The 16,474-nt window shown below is 60.3% G+C and carries 15 protein-coding genes and 1 pseudogene; 12 read left to right on the top strand and 4 right to left on the bottom strand.

What is annotated here, in order from left to right:
* The first annotated feature begins 52 nt into the window (after positions 1-52).
* Positions 53-2,095 (top strand): xanthine dehydrogenase family protein molybdopterin-binding subunit, encoded by a 2,043-nt coding sequence (locus BUE38_RS16785; RefSeq protein WP_159438906.1) that lies wholly within the window; start codon positions 53-55, stop codon positions 2,093-2,095.
* A gap of 32 nt (positions 2,096-2,127) precedes the next feature.
* Positions 2,128-3,066 carry an XdhC family protein gene (locus BUE38_RS16790; RefSeq protein WP_073436555.1) on the top strand — a complete coding sequence of 313 codons (939 nt, stop codon included), beginning with the start codon at positions 2,128-2,130 and terminating at the stop codon, positions 3,064-3,066.
* A gap of 34 nt (positions 3,067-3,100) precedes the next feature.
* On the opposite strand, the gene BUE38_RS16795 is transcribed toward BUE38_RS16790, so the two are convergent.
* Positions 3,101-4,015 carry a LysR family transcriptional regulator gene (locus BUE38_RS16795; protein WP_073436392.1) on the bottom strand — a complete coding sequence of 305 codons (915 nt, stop codon included), beginning with the start codon at positions 4,013-4,015 and terminating at the stop codon, positions 3,101-3,103.
* Between the two features lie 110 nt (positions 4,016-4,125).
* Between BUE38_RS16795 and BUE38_RS16800 the strand changes: the two genes are divergently transcribed.
* From BUE38_RS16800 to BUE38_RS23285, 3 genes and pseudogenes are all read left to right on the top strand, one after another.
* Entirely contained in the window at positions 4,126-4,902 is a 777-nt protein-coding gene (locus BUE38_RS16800; RefSeq protein WP_073436393.1) for an SDR family NAD(P)-dependent oxidoreductase, read from the top strand.
* Positions 4,871-5,233: pseudogene (locus BUE38_RS23530) on the top strand (SDR family NAD(P)-dependent oxidoreductase); the annotation flags it as partial. The gene BUE38_RS16800 and the pseudogene BUE38_RS23530, both read left to right, overlap by 32 nt.
* Positions 5,234-5,242: 9 nt before the next feature.
* Positions 5,243-5,473 (top strand): Rossmann-fold NAD(P)-binding domain-containing protein, encoded by a 231-nt coding sequence (locus BUE38_RS23285; RefSeq protein WP_234987074.1) that lies wholly within the window; start codon positions 5,243-5,245, stop codon positions 5,471-5,473.
* 239 nt (positions 5,474-5,712) lie between these two features.
* On the opposite strand, the gene BUE38_RS16810 is transcribed toward BUE38_RS23285, so the two are convergent.
* The gene (locus BUE38_RS16810; RefSeq protein ID WP_073436395.1) at positions 5,713-6,570 is read right to left on the bottom strand and encodes an alpha/beta hydrolase fold domain-containing protein; all 858 of its coding nucleotides are present in this window, start codon (positions 6,568-6,570) and stop codon (positions 5,713-5,715) included.
* A gap of 252 nt (positions 6,571-6,822) precedes the next feature.
* On the opposite strand from BUE38_RS16810, the gene BUE38_RS16815 reads away from it, so the two are divergent.
* The 6 genes from BUE38_RS16815 (at position 6,823) to BUE38_RS16840 (ending at position 12,324) form a co-directional block, all read left to right on the top strand.
* Positions 6,823-7,722: a glycine betaine ABC transporter substrate-binding protein gene (locus tag BUE38_RS16815; RefSeq protein ID WP_073436396.1), complete on the top strand. Its 900-nt coding sequence runs from the start codon at positions 6,823-6,825 to the stop codon at positions 7,720-7,722.
* Between the two features lie 258 nt (positions 7,723-7,980).
* The gene (locus tag BUE38_RS16820; protein WP_073436397.1) at positions 7,981-8,526 is read left to right on the top strand and encodes an NADPH-dependent FMN reductase; all 546 of its coding nucleotides are present in this window, start codon (positions 7,981-7,983) and stop codon (positions 8,524-8,526) included.
* Entirely contained in the window at positions 8,523-9,389 is an 867-nt protein-coding gene (locus tag BUE38_RS16825; protein ID WP_073436398.1) for an arylamine N-acetyltransferase family protein, read from the top strand. The genes BUE38_RS16820 and BUE38_RS16825 overlap by 4 nt, the downstream gene beginning before the upstream one ends.
* Positions 9,390-9,658: 269 nt before the next feature.
* Positions 9,659-10,486 carry a sulfite exporter TauE/SafE family protein gene (locus BUE38_RS16830; RefSeq protein WP_073436399.1) on the top strand — a complete coding sequence of 276 codons (828 nt, stop codon included), beginning with the start codon at positions 9,659-9,661 and terminating at the stop codon, positions 10,484-10,486.
* 189 nt (positions 10,487-10,675) lie between these two features.
* Positions 10,676-11,566 (top strand): sugar nucleotide-binding protein, encoded by an 891-nt coding sequence (locus BUE38_RS16835; RefSeq protein ID WP_073436400.1) that lies wholly within the window; start codon positions 10,676-10,678, stop codon positions 11,564-11,566.
* Positions 11,563-12,324 carry a lysophospholipid acyltransferase family protein gene (locus tag BUE38_RS16840; protein WP_073436401.1) on the top strand — a complete coding sequence of 254 codons (762 nt, stop codon included), beginning with the start codon at positions 11,563-11,565 and terminating at the stop codon, positions 12,322-12,324. Before BUE38_RS16835 ends, BUE38_RS16840 begins: the two co-directional genes overlap by 4 nt.
* A 91-nt stretch (positions 12,325-12,415) precedes the next feature.
* Here BUE38_RS16840 and fabB read toward each other — a convergent pair whose 3' ends face one another.
* Together fabB and fabA are read right to left on the bottom strand one after the other, a co-directional pair.
* The gene (fabB, locus tag BUE38_RS16845) at positions 12,416-13,633 is read right to left on the bottom strand and encodes a beta-ketoacyl-ACP synthase I (RefSeq protein WP_073436402.1); all 1,218 of its coding nucleotides are present in this window, start codon (positions 13,631-13,633) and stop codon (positions 12,416-12,418) included.
* Positions 13,634-13,646: 13 nt separating this feature from the next.
* A complete protein-coding gene (gene fabA / locus BUE38_RS16850) occupies positions 13,647-14,162 on the bottom strand; it encodes a 3-hydroxyacyl-[acyl-carrier-protein] dehydratase FabA (RefSeq protein ID WP_073436403.1) in 516 nt (171 codons plus the stop codon).
* Positions 14,163-14,404: 242 nt separating this feature from the next.
* Between fabA and BUE38_RS16855 the strand changes: the two genes are divergently transcribed.
* The gene (locus tag BUE38_RS16855) at positions 14,405-16,282 is read left to right on the top strand and encodes a putative bifunctional diguanylate cyclase/phosphodiesterase (protein WP_073436404.1); all 1,878 of its coding nucleotides are present in this window, start codon (positions 14,405-14,407) and stop codon (positions 16,280-16,282) included.
* Positions 16,283-16,474 lie beyond the last annotated feature (192 nt).

Genomic DNA, 16,474 nt, shown 5'->3' on the forward strand with positions numbered 1-16,474 from the left:
TGTTCCCCTTCGTCTACCAATGGCCTGGGCACAGCAGGAGGAAGGGTCTGGCATGTCGCTAGCCTTCGTCCGCATTGATACGAGTGGTCAGGTGACCTTCCTGCTCCCCACCTGCGAAATGGGCCAGGGCACCCACACTGGCCAGGCCCAGATTCTTGCTGAGGAGCTTGGCACCGACTGGTCCAGCATCATTGTCGACATGCCGAAGCAACCGGTGGCCGCCTACAGGGTTCCGGTGATGGGGCAGATGCGCTCCGTGGGCTCGTACGGCATCCGGTATTGGCATGAACCGTTGCGTCTCGCAGCCGCCCAGGCGCGGGAGATGTTGACGCAGGCGGCGGCCGAGCGTCTCGGAGTAATGCCCGCAGCCTTGCATACCGAGGACGGTTTTGTCATTCATGCCGACAGTGGCCAGCGGATTCCCTTCGGTGAGCTGGTGGAAGACGCCATGGCGCTGCCGGTGCCGGAGGAACCGACCCTGCGTCCCGACAGCGAACGAACGTTGACTGGACGCTCGATACCACGCCTCGATACACCGGCGAAGGTGACAGGAAAGGCTGTCTACGGGATTGACGTTGAACGCGACGGGATGCTGTATGGCGCCGTCCGACTCGCCCCGGTCTTTTCTGCCGATGTTGAGTCGATCGACGAGAGTAGTGTCTCTGGCATGCCAGGAGTGATCGAGGTAGTGCGAGTGCCGCGCGGTGCGGTGGTCATCGCTGACTCCTGGTGGCAGGCCAGGCAAGCTGCCGACGCCCTGGACATCACCTTTACCCAGACACCGGCAGACCATCTTTCCACGGATGAGATAGACAGAATGCTTCGCGAGGCGTTGGACCGGCCCGATGTCCCCGTCTCTACCTTGCGCGGCGATTCGGAGGCAGCGCTGTCGACCGATGGCCAGGTCGTCGAGGCCGAGTACTCGGTACCGCTACTCGCCCATGCGTGCATGGAGCCGATCAATTGCACCGCCGAATCCACCAGGGAGCGGACAGAACTGTGGATCGGCACGCAGGGGCACGACGTGCTCAGAATGACACTGGAGAATGCCCTGCAGGTACCGGCAGACCGCCTCTTCATCAACACTACCTGGCTGGGCGGCGGTTTCGGCCGCAAGACCCATGGCGAGATCGCGCTGCAGGCGACTCTTGCCAGCCGCGCCGTCGACGGGCGACCGGTCAAGGTCCTCTGGGCCCGCGAGGACGACGTTCAGCAGGGCCAGTACCGCCAGACGATGAGGTGCCGCTTCCAGGCAACCCTGGACGAAGCCGGTAACATCACCGGCATGGGTATCCGACTCGCCGGACCGCAGATGGGCCTTGAATATGGCTTCGATCCGGAGCAGATGGCGCAGGCGACCGGCAACCTCGCGAACTTCGATCCCTTCTCGCTTGCTGGCCTGTCGGACATGCGCTACGTCATTCCGAACTTTGCCGTGGAACACGCCGTGGTCGATCTGCCGATCCCGCTTTGCCCCTGGCGTTCGATCGCTCATTCCTTCAACGGCTTCTTCTTCGAAAGCTTCATGGACGAATGCGCTGCGGCAGCGGGTCGCGACCCACTGGAATTTCGCAGAAGCCACTGTGCGGGGCAGGAGCGGATGCTCGCTGTCCTTGACCGAGTGGCCGAGATGTCACGATGGAGCGAGCCAGCTCCCGAGGGCGTCGCGCGCGGCCTGGCAGTGGTCGAGAGCTACGGCTCCTATGTGGCCCAGGTAGTGGAGGCGCAGGCTGATGACGAAGGAATTCACGTCGAGCGGGTCCATGCGGCCATTGACTGCGGACACGCCATCAATCCGGATCACGTGGAGGCGCAGATCCAGGGCGCCGTCATCGATGCTCTCAGCGCGGCGCTGAGGCAGAAGGTCACGATCAGCGATGGCCGTGCCGAACAGTCGAACTTCCACGACTATCCGCTACTACGCATCGGGGAAGCGCCGTTGGTGGAGGTGAGCATCGTGGAGATTGGTTCTCCGCTGGGTGGTGTGGGTGAGCCGGGCATCCCCCCGCTCGCGCCTGCGCTGGCCAACGCGCTGTTCGCCACCTCGCGGCAGCGGATCCGCCACCTGCCGTTGACCGATCACGTCCAGGGTTAGCGCAGGCGAAGACAGACCATCGAGGGCTCATGATGTATCTGGAGCATGCACAGGATGTCCTTGGCCAATGGCTCGCCTGGCGCAAGGCGGGGGCGGTGGCTCTCGTCGTTGTGACGGCAACGGAGGGCGGCGCCGTACGAGCGCCGGGCGCCCTGATGGCCGTGTCCACTACTGGCGAGAGTTGTGGTTACGTCTCCGGCGGATGTATCGACACGGATGTGGCACATCATGCTCGGCAAGCGCTTCGCTCGGGTCGGTTCGAGTGTCTGAGATACGGCAATGGCTCGTCTTTCATCGACTTGCCGTTACCCTGCGGCGGTGCGATCGAGGTTTGTGTACTGCCCGATGCAGAAGCCGGTGTCCTTCGGGCGTGCCATGACCGCCTTGCTGCGCGCCAGCCGGTGACGCTCACGCTTTTGCCATCCGGCGATCTCGGGTTGGGACATATGGCAGTAACAAACGCGTTGTCCTTCCAATATACGCCCAGGCTTCGCCTGCGCATTGCCGGGCGCGGGGCCGACAGCCTGGCACTTGCCCGACTTGCGATGGCGAGCGATATCGAGACTGAGCTGCAACTCTGCGATAGCGTCGAAACCCAGAGTGCCCAGCGCCTGGGAGTCGACCAGATCACGCAGCTGACGGTTCCATCGACGCTCCCAGCGATGGGCGATGATCCATGGACGGCCTTTCTCCTCGCTTTCCATGATGTCGGTTGGGAGGAACCACTCCTTGCTCAGGCTCTCACAGGTCCAGCCTTCTATATCGGTGCCGTTGGCAGCAAGACAACTCATGCCCGGCGTTGCGAGACGCTTCGTGCGTCCGGTATCGCCGAGAGCCAGATTGGACGAATCCGTGGCCCCGTTGGCTTGATTCCCTCGATGCGTGAAGCGTCGATGCTTGCCGTGTCCATACTCGCGGAGATCGTGGAAGCCTATCAGTGCAAGGTGCGATCTCCCTTCGCCTCGAGGTGATTATGGCCTTGCATCGTTCAGATGATTTCACTGCTCACGCGTTACGGGCGTTTGCCTTGAGTGCATCCACAACCGCCCGAGTGGCCGGTGCTAGTGCAACACCCGAGGCGTAGCAAAGGTGGAAGCCCGGATAGCTTGGTGACCAATCAGCCAGTACGCGGATCAGTCGACCGTCGGCGATGGTTTGTCGTGCCAGTTCTTCGACGCCGTGCCATAGCCCGGTACCGGCCAGGGCCGCAGACAGCATCAGATCGGGGTCGTCGGTCGACAGCGACCCTGTCACGTCCATCACGACGGCCACTCCATCCTTTTCAAACTCCCATCGATAGAGACTTCCGCTTGGACCGCTATGACAGCCGATGCATCGGTGCCTTGCGAGATCGTGCGGTGTGATGGGAGGTAGATGGTCCTCGAAATAGCCTGGCGAGCCAACGACTGCGGTCGTGAAGCGGGGCATCAGCGGCACCGACACCATATCGCGCTCTATTGTCTCACCCAGTTTGATCGCCAGGTCGAAACCGGCCCGGACGATATCGCCAGGCTGTTCATCCGTAGTCACATCGAGCGTTACATGCGGGTAGTTGCGCGCAAGACTGTCGATAATGGGAGCGATCAGCGTACGAATGGCCAGACGCGGCGCGACAAGGCGAACCGTGCCGGACGGCATGCCCCCTGGCGCCAAGGCGTCCTCAAGCGCACTCTCCAGTGACGACAATGCGGGCGACAACCTGCCAAGAAGACGTGCGCCAGCCTCTGTCGGGGCGACGGAACGGGTTGTCCTATGTAACAAGCGCGTGCCGAGACGGTCTTCCAGCGCGCGGACCGCATGACTGAGCGTAGAAGGATCAAGCCCCAACTCCGAGGCAGCCCGGCGAAAGCTTCGTGCTTCTGCCACAGAAGCAAAGGCCCGGAGTTCTGCGAACTCTCCAGCACGTATATTTCGAGGCATTGCTGAATCTCACACATCAGTCTATTGAAAGGGACCTGACTTGTTCCGGCTCTTATTGAGGAATAAGTTTGAGTGACATTGTGTCAGCAAGCAATAAATGGAGATGTCCCATGAATAACAGTGGCAATCCACGTCTTGAGGGTAAGGTCACCATCGTGACGGGAGCGGGAAGTGGTATAGGTGAGGTGGCAGCACGCACCTTTGCCAGGGAGGGTGCCTGGGTCGTGTTGGTAGGGCGCCGGGAAGCCCCATTGCGGTCCAACGCTGAGGTAATTTCTCAGGCCGGTGGCAAGGCCATCATGTGCTCTGCCGACGTGTCCTCGTCCGATGATGTCAATCGGGTGGTAGCCGAAACCCTGGACCACTTCGGACAGATCGACTGCGTCTTCAATAATGCCGGGATTCAGGGCAATGGCGGCCCGACTGTCGAGATGGAGGAGTCGAGCTTCGACGAGTTGATTGCCATCAACCTGAAAGGGCCCTGGCTCATGACCCGGGCTGTGCTGCGTTCCATGCTTGATGGCGGACAAGGTGGCGCCATCGTCAACACTTCGTCCTTCCTGTCTACTGGAGCAACCGCCGGCACATCTGCGTACTCGGCAAGCAAGGCCGGTCTGGACGCCATGATCCGGGCGATCGCGCTTGAGGTTGGAGACAAGGGCGTCCGCATCAATAACGTCAATCCTGGCGTCATCGATACCCCCATGCTTCGCGCCCACGGTGAGGAGATCATTCCACCGCTGGCGGCGCGCGCTGCCCTGGGGCGAATCGGCACCCCTCAGGACATTGCGGACGTTGCGGTGTGGCTCTGCACGGACGAGGCGAGATTCATTACTGGCCAATCGGTCCTGGTGGATGGCGGTTTCACGATACCCGGCCCGCGTTAACGCCCGAAGGCCCGAGCAAGGTGGCCTGTGTGTCGGGCTCCTTCAGCAGATCGATAAAGGCGCGCAACGCTGCGGGTACGTGGCGGTTTCCGGGATAGTACAGCATCAAACTGGAGAAAGGCGGGCACCAGTCTTATCTGCGGGCGCAGGGGGGAGGACGGGTTCTGCAGGTTTCGAGCGAGGGGGGCAGATCGCCTATCCAGGCTTCAGTCTCTATCACGCGACCAAGTGGGGCATAGAGGGGTTTGTCGAGGCGCTGGCCAAGGAATTGGTATCGTTCGCTATCCAGTTCACTCTTGTTGAGCCGGGGCCGGCGCGCACCAACTTCGGGAGTAGTCTTGTGCAACCGGAACCCATAACAGTCTATGACGACACGCCCGCCCACCAGACACGTGACGCCGTGAACACCGGGAGTTGGGTCATCACCGGGGATCCCGAACGCATGGCCGATGCAATGACAGTGGTTGCCGACCAACCGGATCCGCCGCTGCGCCTGGTACTTGGCGGCTCGTCTTACCATGCGGTTCGAGACGCGCTTTCCTCTCGACTCGGTGAACTCGAGGCCCAGTGAGACATTGCCTTCTCCACCGACTATCCCGAAGAGGAACTGGTCGGACGATAGGGCGGCAGGAGGGCGTGCCATCTACCTGTTGCTCGGTATGTCGTACCTTCCGTCTGGAAGCATTGAAGGGGCGGCCAACCGACCGCCCCTTTCGTTGTGGTTGCCGTCGATGAGACTCCGGCATGACAGGCCCTGTGTGGGTGAGGCTTCGGCCTGGTTCCTGCTCCTTCACTTCTCGGTGAATGGCCTCAGGGCTGGAGTGGCGACTGCTGCCCTTGAGCATCGAGAGCTCGGCAGAAGCGTTGCCAGGCAAGGGCCATGGACGTGAGCTGTGTCCGCGCCTGTAGTGCGCTGTGCACCATGCCGGGCGCCATGTGCTCTCCTACTCGAGCCCCCTGGCTTCGCCATCGTGATGCCGCCCTGGCAATCATCGGTGACAGAGGGTCCTGTTCAACACTGAGTATTTCGATGCGTGACGCCGGTGGTTCCAGTTGGCTCTGGGCCGGCGCCTGATCGGCAATGAGTTGCCAGGCTGACATGACGTCAGCTCTGGAGAACAGTGGGGCATCCGCTCCCAGTAAATCGAGGTGAGGCACATCCACCACCGGATAGATCAGACCGAGCAGGATGTCCGAACCTGTCTTTCGATACCTGAAAGCCGTATCGATGGCGAGGCGGCCACCGGCACTGTCTCCGGCAAGCACTGCCGGGGCACATCGTGACACGACATCCAGACAATCCTGCAGTGCCTGGGGGTAGTTGGCCTCGGGCATCAATCGGTAGTCCACGCTGATCACTTCCCGCCCTAGCTCCAGTGCCAGGCCTTCCGCCGCGGCGTGGTGACTGGCAGGTGAACCGAGTGTCCAGCCACCTCCATGCAGGTACACAATCGGCGCCAGATACCGGGAGGTCGGGGACTGATGACATATGAAGAAGCGCCTGACGGCAACTCCTGCCACGCGGTCATCACGCCAGCCAATCCGCTGATCCTCCTTGTGGAAACTCGCCGCCAACCGCTCATAGGCACGCAACGACTGTTGTCGAGGCATCAGGTTGATTTCCTCCAATCCTGCGCCATAACGAGCAATGAATTCATCGATGGTCATCTCGGGGCTCCTGTAGCACTAGAGCAAACACGGATCCAAATACCCTCTATTGCGAATACGCGTAGTTCCCACATTGCTTTGCTGGCCTTCCGACATAGACTTGAGGCAGTTGACGGATTTCTACAGTGTTCTCACAAACCGGGATTCCACAAAGCCTGGTCTTTGCAGGTGAGGTGCGGGCGTTTGCCGAGTGCCACCTACCACTTGCAGTGCCCAACCAACTAACCACAACAGTGACAGGAAATCAGACCCATGAAACAGATGACTTTGGCTCTACTGGCATCACTGAGTCTTGCCGGCACAGTAGTACCAACAGCGGCGGCGCAGGAGAATGAGCTGGTCGTCGGTGGCAAGAACTTTACCGAACAGCAGCTGATTTCCAGCATTACCACCCAATATCTTGACCACCTGGGGTATGACGTGGATCGTCGCGCCGGGATGGGGTCTTCAGTGTTGCGCCAGGCGCAGGAGAATGGCCAGGTCGACCTGTATTGGGAATACACCGGCACGTCACTGATCGTCTACAACGATGTCGAGGAGAAACTCGGCCCTGATGAGGCCTATGCGCGGGTCAAGGAACTGGACGCCGAGAAGGGGCTGGTATGGCTGGAGCCGTCCGGCGTCAACAACACCTACGCGTTGGCGATGCGTGCCGAGGACGCTGAAGAGCGCGGTATCGCAACGATTTCGGATCTGGCCACCGTGGTCAATGACGGCGCGGAACTGGTCTTCGCCTCCAATGCGGAGTTCTACGCCCGTGACGATGGCCTGCGCCCCATGCAGGAAATCTATGGCTTCAGCTTCGGGCGTGCCAATATCAAGCGGATGGATACTGGTCTGACCTACTCGGCCCTGCGTGATGAACAGGTCGATGTGGCCATCGCCACGACCACGGATGGCCGTCTGTCGGCCTTCAATCTGACGGTGCTCGAGGACGACAAGGGGTTCTTCCCGCCCTATGCCATGACACCCGTCGTGAATCAGCAGGCGCTGGACGACAATCCCGACCTCGAAGCCCAGTTGAATGAGTTGTCTGCGCGCCTGGACGACGACAGCATGCGTCAGCTCAACGAGCGGGTGGATGTCGACCGCCAGACCGTGGAGGACGTTGCTGAAGACTTCCTCATCAACGAAGGTCTGATCGACGCCTGATGGGCCGGGGCTATCCGAGGCAATATCATCGGGTTTGCGGTGTCCAGTAACAGGCAGCCACTGCCTTGGTTCGAATGCCATTCGCGAAATATAAAAGCAGCGGTTGGTCATGGCCAACCGCCGCTTTTCCATATTCCAACCTCGAGGCTCACGGGAAGGAAGACGCCCGACAAGATGATCTATCTCCGGGGTCTTGACCTAAACCTTGGTTCAGGTCTCATGCTGTCGCTGTCAACCGTTGGATCAACCGGAGGCGATATGCATAACCCCACCAATCTCTGCCTTGTCTACGGCAGTGCCCGTGATGGCCGACTCTGCGATACGGTAGCTGACTGGGCCCATCGTCAACTCCTTCGATATGAACACCTGCGGGTCAGCGTCGTCGATCCTCTCGATGGCCGTACCAGCAGCGAACGCAATGCGACCCTGGCCGAGGCCGACGCCTTTCTGGTCATTACCCCGGAGTACAACCACTCTTTCCCGGCGCCGTTGAAGGCGATCATTGATGGGGCCAGACAGGAGTGGGAAGCCAAGCCGGTAGCATTCCTTTCCTATGGTGGCATATCCGGCGGGCTGCGTGCGGTAGAGCAGTTGCGAGGCGTATTTGCTGAACTGCATGCCGTCAGTGTGCGCGATCAGGTGAGTATTGCCTCCGCCTACAGGGCCTTTAACGAGGACGGGAGCCTCCGGAACGAAGAGGAAGTACGCCAGGCGTTCGACCTGATGCTGGCCAGGCTTGGCTGGTGGGCTGATGCTCTGAGCGAAGCGCGTGCCAGACGCCCTTTCAGGGAGGTGAGCCAATGACATCTCGTGAACGATTTGAAGCATGTGGTGAGTCAGGTGAGCGGGAAGAGGGGCTGGACCTGCAGGCATATCTGTCACGTCTGGAATATACAGGACCACTGACACCGACCGTCGAGCTGCTCGAGACGCTGGTGGCCAGACATATGGCCACAATACCGTTCGAGGCCATTGATGTGATGCTGGGGCAGGGAGTCGCGCTGAACCCGGCGATCATGGATCGCAAGATGCTGGATGAAGGTCGCGGTGGCTATTGCTTCGAGCATGCCAGTCTGTTCGGGCGCACGTTGCGTCGGTTGGGCTATCGAGTCGAGCCGTTGCTGGCGCGGGTCTGGGTTCATCGTGATCCGAAGGATGGCGTCCCGGCGGCCAGCCATGCGGCACTCAATGTGCAGGCGGGAGACCGTCTGTGGCTTGTCGATGTGGGATTCGGTGGCATGATGCCGAACGTGCCATTGGCATGGCGATTGGATGAGCCACAGCAAACCGTATTTGGCGATTTTCGCCTGGTCAGGAGTGATGACGGCTACATGGTGGAAACGGCACGGGATGACCTCTGGATGCCACTGTACGAGATTCTCGATTTCCGCTGGAAGAGTGTCGATTTTGACGTGGCCAATCATTATGTCGCCGAACACCCTGACTCGCATTTTCGCCATGATCTGGTGGTCGCACGCACCGAAGAAGAGACGCGCTATACCTTGAGCGGCAACCGTTTCAGGATCACGCGTCGTGGCAACGTCATCGAGGAGCGTCTGCTGGATGCTCATGAACTCGGTGATGTATTGGGCCGACATTTTGGCCTGTCATTACGTGCCGAGTGGCAACCCATGCTTGAGCGTGTGGCGGCAAAAGGGGACCGATGAACCAGGCTCTCCATGCCCGCTCTGTCTGAACTTGCGGGACGCCACACTAGTGGGCGCCGCTCGACGGTAGCGGCATTTTCAGGGCATGATAGTAAGGCGGGTAACGATTGCTCTGATCCACGCAGAGCCATCGCCCGCCATCTTTCAGTGTTATCCAGTTCATGCGACGTCCGACGTCATGCCCCTGCATGGCGCCAGTTGGCCCATTGTTGTCACGATCACAGCAGACTCGATCGTCGCCAGCCAACCAGAGTACAAGAGGAGGCACCATGGCGGATCTGCTGTGGTATCAGTACGCCTTGATCGGTTTGATCTTCTGCTGGAGCGGGTTCGTGCGCTCGAGCCTGGGCTTCGGCGGGGCGGTGCTGGCGCTGCCATTTCTGTTGCTGGTGCATAACGAGCCGCTGGTCTTCCTTCCGTTGATCGCGGTGCACCTGATGATCTTTTCCAGCTGGATTGCCTGGCAGGGCCATCGTCAGTTGAAGGCCGCCGGTGCAGGCGTCAGTGGTGGCGGCATGGTCAGCGGGCAGCTGTCGGACCACCCTCCGGCCGACAGCAATATCGATTGGCGCTATCTGGGCAAGGCGCTGTCGATCATGATCGTGCCCAAGCTGATCGGCGTGGTGGGGCTGCTTACCCTACCTGCACAACTGATGACGGCGGTGATCTTTACCATCGTGATCGTCTATGGCATCAGCTATGCCCTCAATCGTCCCTTCAGGAGCAACAGTCGTGTTGTCGATGTGGTATTGCTGGCGCTGGGCGGCTATGTCAGCGGCACATCGCTGATCGGTGCCCCGCTGATCGTGGCGGTCTTCGCTTCTCACGTAGCGCGCCATCAATTGCGCGATACGTTGTTCGTGCTGTGGTTCATCCTGGTGGTGATCAAGATGGTGTCCTTCATCATCGCCGGAGTCGACCTGCAACTGATACACCACCTGTGGCTGCTGCCCTGTGCGTTGGTCGGCCATCTGCTCGGTGAAAAAGTGCACCAGTATCTGATCGACGGTCGCTCTGAAGTCTTCTTCCGTGTGCTTGGTGTCGTGCTGGTGCTGGTCAGCATCATGGGGCTGTTGATCATGCCCGATCTGACTTGACCATCTTCTGCATCAAACGACGACTTGGCGGGGCGCAGGCGAATGGTGATCTGGTGTAGAATATGGCGCTCTGGAGCTCCGCTGGATGGAGTTCCTGCCGTAGCTCGCGGGACGGTACAGGATATCGCCTGATGTGATGTCGCCAGGGTGATATCCGGAGCATACCGTCCCCAGAGACGAGGAGTCATCGTGAAGCTGCTGATTCTGGATGCCGGACATTGCCTGTCGCTGGCGCTGGCTCGCGCCTGCAGCCAACGCAGCGATACTGAACTGGTGACTGATCCCACTATCGGGGTCGAGCGCGACAGGCTTGAGTCATTGAAGCCTGATGCCCTGATCATTCCCCCTCTTTCGCGTCCCTTCAGTGTGACGCCAGCAGCGGTCATCGAGCATGCCGAGCTGGTAGAGGCCTGCATGGAGGCGTGTCAGGACGTCGGCATTCCGCTGGTCTGGTGTGTCTCCGATCAGCTCTATGAAGACGGCCATCCGACGCCCATCGATGAACATGTGATACCGGCGCCTCGCGATGATGGGCTGCGTCGACTGGTCAAGACAGGAGACCGCATCCGTGCCGAGTGCCCACAGCATCTGATTGTGCGTGTAGGTCCACTGTTTGCGCTCGAAGGTACCCATTCCTGGTTGGGGGAACTGCTCGATACCATGGTCATCGGCGAGAGCGTGCGGGCCGAATCGGACCTTACCCTGTGTCCGACATCCGCCGACGCAGTGGCCATGGCGCTGATCGGCATGCTGCAACAGCAGGTATGCGGTGCCGATGCCTGGGGAAGTTACCACCTTGCCGGTGTCGAGCCGGTGAGCGCCTATACCTTCGTGTGCATGGTACGCACGCAACTGAACACCCGTCTGGAAGGACGTGGCGAAGAGGTCAGTCTGGGCGAGGTCAAGGCGCTGAGCCATCACCACGATCAGCCATTGCGCCGGGTACTCAACTGTCGTCGTGTGCTGGAGGTATTCGGGGTACACCAGAAACCATGGCGACTGGAGGTGGGGCGAATGCTGGATGGCTGGTGTGAGGCCAGGGATGCCGATGCAGCATCTGAGCAGGGGAGCTCAACATGAACGTGGTACGCAGTATCGTCTTCTATATCGGCTACTTTGCCGCGATGCTGGTGTGTGGAGTGCTGTTTCTACCACCATCCCCCTTCGTCCCGTTGCGGTCACGCTATCTACTGCTCAACCTCTATAACCACTTCATCATGGCCTGGTTCCGAATTGCCTGTGGCGTACGTTATGAAATCAGCGGTCGTGAGAATCTCAGTGGTGAACCGGTGGTGATGCTTGCCAACCACCAGAGTGAGTGGGAGACGGTGTATCTGCAGCTGCTCAAGCCGCCGGTGTGTACAGTGCTGAAGAAGGAACTGTTGAGCATCCCGATCTTTGGCTGGGCCTTGCGCCTGCTGCATCCCATTGCTCTGGATCGCTCGAAGCCGGCTCGGGCCATGCGTCAGGTGCTGTCCCAGGGAACGGCGCGGCTCAAGGAGGGATTGACCGTACTGATCTTCCCGGAAGGTACTCGAGTTGAACCGGGCAAGCGCCGCCGTTACAACAAGAGTGGCACTGTGATTGCCTGCCGAGCGGGCGTGCCGGTGGTTCCTGTGGCTCATAACGCCGGGGAGTGCTGGCCGGGGCGCGATTGGGTCAAGCGGCCCGGTCGCATCAGCCTGGTGGTGGGAGAGCCCATCCCCACACTTGGTCGTACGCCGGAAGAGGTGCTGGTGGAAGTCGAGAGCTGGATTGAAGCTCGTCTGATGGAAATCTCCACAGTGCCACGTCCAGCACCGACACAGAGCGAAGCGCCTCAGACGCTACCTGAATAGGCTCGGATTTGAGTAGGTCCGGATCCGTGACGTATCGATAACAACAAACGGCGCCCGAAGGCGCCGTTTGTTGTTGCAGCAGTCTGACCAATCAGTCCTGGTAGCGTTGCAACACCAGACAGGCATTGGTACCACCAAAGCCAAAGCTGTTGGACAGCACCCGCTCGAGCTTCACGCCATCACGACGGTCGGTGACGATGTCGAAACCATCGGCCTGATCGTCGAGCTCATTGACGTTCGCCGAGGCCGCGATGAAGTCATTTTCCATCATCAGCAGGGAATAGATCGCTTCCTGCACGCCCGTTGCGCCCAGCGAATGGCCGGTCAGGGATTTGGTGGAACTCATCGCGGGGGTCGAGTTGCCGAACACTTCACGAATCGCCTTGAGCTCGGCGACATCACCCACCGGAGTTGAGGTGCCGTGGGTGTTGACGTAGTCGATGCCGCCATCAACGGTCGACAGCGCCTGACGCATGCAGCGCACAGCACCTTCGCCGGACGGTGCCACCATGTCCTTGCCGTCGGAGGTGGCGCCGTAGCCCACGACCTCAGCATAGATCTTCGCACCACGGGCCTTGGCATGTTCCAGCTCTTCAAGCACCAGCATGCCGCCACCGCCGGCGATGACAAAGCCGTCGCGGCTGGTGTCATAGGGGCGGGAGGCAGTTGCCGGAGCATCGTTGTAGCTGGTGGACAGCGCGCCCATGGCGTCGAAAAGGCAGGACAATGTCCAGTGCTCTTCCTCGCCACCACCGGCGAACACAATGTCCTGCTTGCCCAGCTGGATCTGCTCCATGGCACTGCCGATACAGTGAGCTGACGTTGCGCAGGCAGAAGAGATGGAGTAGTTGACGCCCTTGATCTGGAAAGGGGTGGCCAGACAGGCGGACACCGTGCTGCCCATGGTCCTTGTGACACGGTAGGGACCTACGCGACGCAGGCCCTTCTCGCGCATGACATCGGCGGCTTCGACCTGATTGGCACTGGATGCACCGCCGGAGCCGGCGATCAGCCCGGTACGCTCGTTGGATACCTGTTCCGGCGCGAGGCCGGAGTCCTCGATGGCCTGAGCCATGGAAACGTAGGCGTAAGCTGCAGCATCACCCATGAAGCGGCGCAGCTTGCGGTCGATCAGCGCATCGAGGTCGATGTCCACGACGCCGGCAACATGGCTGCGAAAGCCCAGGTCGGCGTACTCTTCCTTGAAACGAATGCCTGAACGGCCATTCTGGAGCGCCTCGAGGACCTGTTGCCGATCGTTTCCAAGACAGGACACGATGCCCAGGCCAGTGACTACCACTCGTCGCATGGAAGCCTCCTGTTCAGAAGTTCGCGGTGGAGGTGAACAGGCCGACGCGCAAATCGTTGGCCTGATAGATGTCGCGGCCATCGACGGAGACAGTCCCGTCCGCCATGCCCAGAATCAGGCGGCGGGTGATGACGCGCTTGATATTGATGCGGTACGTGACCTTCTTGGCCTCAGGCAGGATCTGGCCACTGAACTTGACCTCTCCACAGCCGAGGGCACGGCCACGTCCCGGATGGCCGAGCCAGCCGAGATAGAAGCCCACGAGCTGCCACATGGCATCAAGGCCGAGGCAGCCAGGCATCACGGGGTCGCCCGGGAAGTGACAATCAAAGAACCACAGGTCGGGGCGGATATCGAGCTCGGCGATCAGTTCGCCCTTTCCATATTCGCCACCCTCTTCGTGGATGCGGGTGATACGGTCCAGCATCAGCATGTTGGGGGCCGGCAGCTGGGCATTGCCCGGGCCGAACAGCTCACCGCGGCTGCACGCCAGCAATTGATCGCGATCGAAAGAGTGTTGCTTGGTCACTGAGTCGTTCCGAGTTCCGAAGAGATGTAAGCCGCTTGCGGCGATTGATGCCGCATGGCGGCCTGTCTAGTCTACTGTCCGTGCTGGCCGAATGCACGCCATGGCCTATGGAAGATGGTCGCAGGCGTGTGCGGAAGTCTTTTAGAGCGTGATCTAAAGAATGTCACGGACCCGCCGATAGAGCCTTCTGGTGACCGTAAGTTCCGCACAATACTCGTTCTTCATGGAGGCATGACATCGCCATGTGGCCATCGCTGTCCTTCAACAGGCCGCTTGTCTGGATGGGCCTGGTGGCCTTCTCTGCGAGTGCATGGTTGCCGAACCCAGGGCTGAGAATCGCTTGCCTGGGGCTGGTCCTGCTCGCGGCTCTCGACGCCTGGCGTCAGGTTCGTCTGGAATGTCTTCGCTCACGGCTTGCTCAGCAGGTGATGCTGCAGTCCGCTGACGCCGTGATGATTACCGACGCCGGGTTTCGCATCCTGGCAGTCAATCCCGCGTTTTCCGAGATCACTGGCTACGCCGCTGACGAAGTGCAGGGCTTGAATGCTGCCAATCTGGCGGCGAGTCGCCACGATACGGCCTTCTTCGCGCGTTTCCACCAGCGGCTGCAGAGCACCGGACGCTGGGAGGGCGAGATGTGGCAGCGTCGTCGCAGTGGCGAGGAGTTCCCCGAGTGGTTGTCGATCTGTGCCGTGACTGCAGCCAACGGCCGAGTGCAGCATCTGGTTGGAGTGTTCAGCGATATCTCGTTGCACAAGGCTCGGGAGCAGGATCTGCGACGTATCGGCCGAGAGGATCCCTTGACCGGACTACCCAATCGGCGTCGTCTCAATGAGCTGCTGGCATCTCGCCTGCGCCATATGCGGGCGGGAGAGAATCTGGATCTGGCACTGATCGATATCCGTGGTTTCAAGGACATCAACGATGCCATGGGGGTGGATGTTGGTGATCGCCTGCTGGCCCGGTTCGGCAAACGTCTGGCCTGTCATGTTGCGGGAGGTGTGGTCGGACGCATGGGAGGGGACGAGTTCATGGTGCTGCGTACCACCACATACGAGGATCATGAGAGCTGGGTCGAGGATGTGCGTCGTCACCTGCTGGAGCCCTTTAGCGTTGATGGTGTGCCGCTGCGCCTTGGCATCACTGTGGGTAGCTGTAGGGCTCCGGAGGATGGGAGCGACCATGGTGTGTTGTTCCAGCGCCTGGAATCGGCGCTTTGTTCGGCTCAACGGCTCGGTGGCAATCAGGGTCTACGCTTTCGTCCGGCGCTGAATGTCGAGTCGGTGCCTGATCTCGGGCTGCTCAATGACCTGCGGACAGCCCTGACCAGTGGCGATCAACTGGAGCTTCATTATCAACCACAGCATCGCCTTGGGGACGGTGAGCTGGTTGGCGCCGAGGCGCTGCTACGCTGGCGTCATCCGCAGCAGGGCATGATCCCGCCGGATGCTTTCATCGGTCTGGCCGAACGCCATGGCTTGATGGCGTCGCTCGGAAGTTGGGTGATCAGTCAGGCGGCGGCTCAGCTGGCACATTGGCATTCACCGGAGCTGACGGAGTTGCCGGTATGGATCAACATTTCGGCGATGCAGTTGTTTCAGGGAAACCTGGAGTCGACGTTGAGCAGTGCACTACATCGCCACGGCCTGCCTGCATATCGGTTGGGGGTCGAACTGACCGAGTCGGTGCTGCTGGATGAGCGTGCCGGCGATATCGTCGGGCGTCTCCAGGGCCTGCGGCGCTCGGGGCATCCGGTCGCACTGGATGACTTCGGTACTGGCTATTCATCGCTGGGCTATCTGAAGCATCTACCCGTCGACAAGCTCAAGCTGGATCGAGCCTTTGTTCAGGCCCTGCCCGAGGACCCTGCCGATGTGGCAATTGTCGACGCCGTCGTGTCCATGGCCAGTGGCCTGGGGTTGCAGGTGATCGCCGAGGGCGTTGAAAGCCGCGAGCAGCGTGATCACCTACTGCAGGCCGGGTGCCAGCTGGCACAGGGCTACTTCTATGCAGCCCCGATGCCGGCCGAGGAGTTCGAGCGCTATGGCGCGCAGTTGGTGGCGCACAAGCGCACAGACCTCAGTGGCTCCATGGCGATGTATGAAGCCTCTCCGAGCTGATCAGAAGACCCTTGTCAGCGACTCGAGAGCATCTTTATCACTGGATTGCTGGATGAGCTTTCTATGCAGGAATATGCGGATGGTGATCTGTTTTTTCGTCCAAGGATGTCTATGAAAATAAGCTAACGATTTTGTGCTGATTCGCTATTTTTCTTCCAGCTCTGTGCTGAAATATTCTTCGCCGTTCTGCCA

The organism is Halomonas cupida, assembly GCF_900142755.1.
Classification (GTDB): domain Bacteria; phylum Pseudomonadota; class Gammaproteobacteria; order Pseudomonadales; family Halomonadaceae; genus Halomonas; species Halomonas cupida.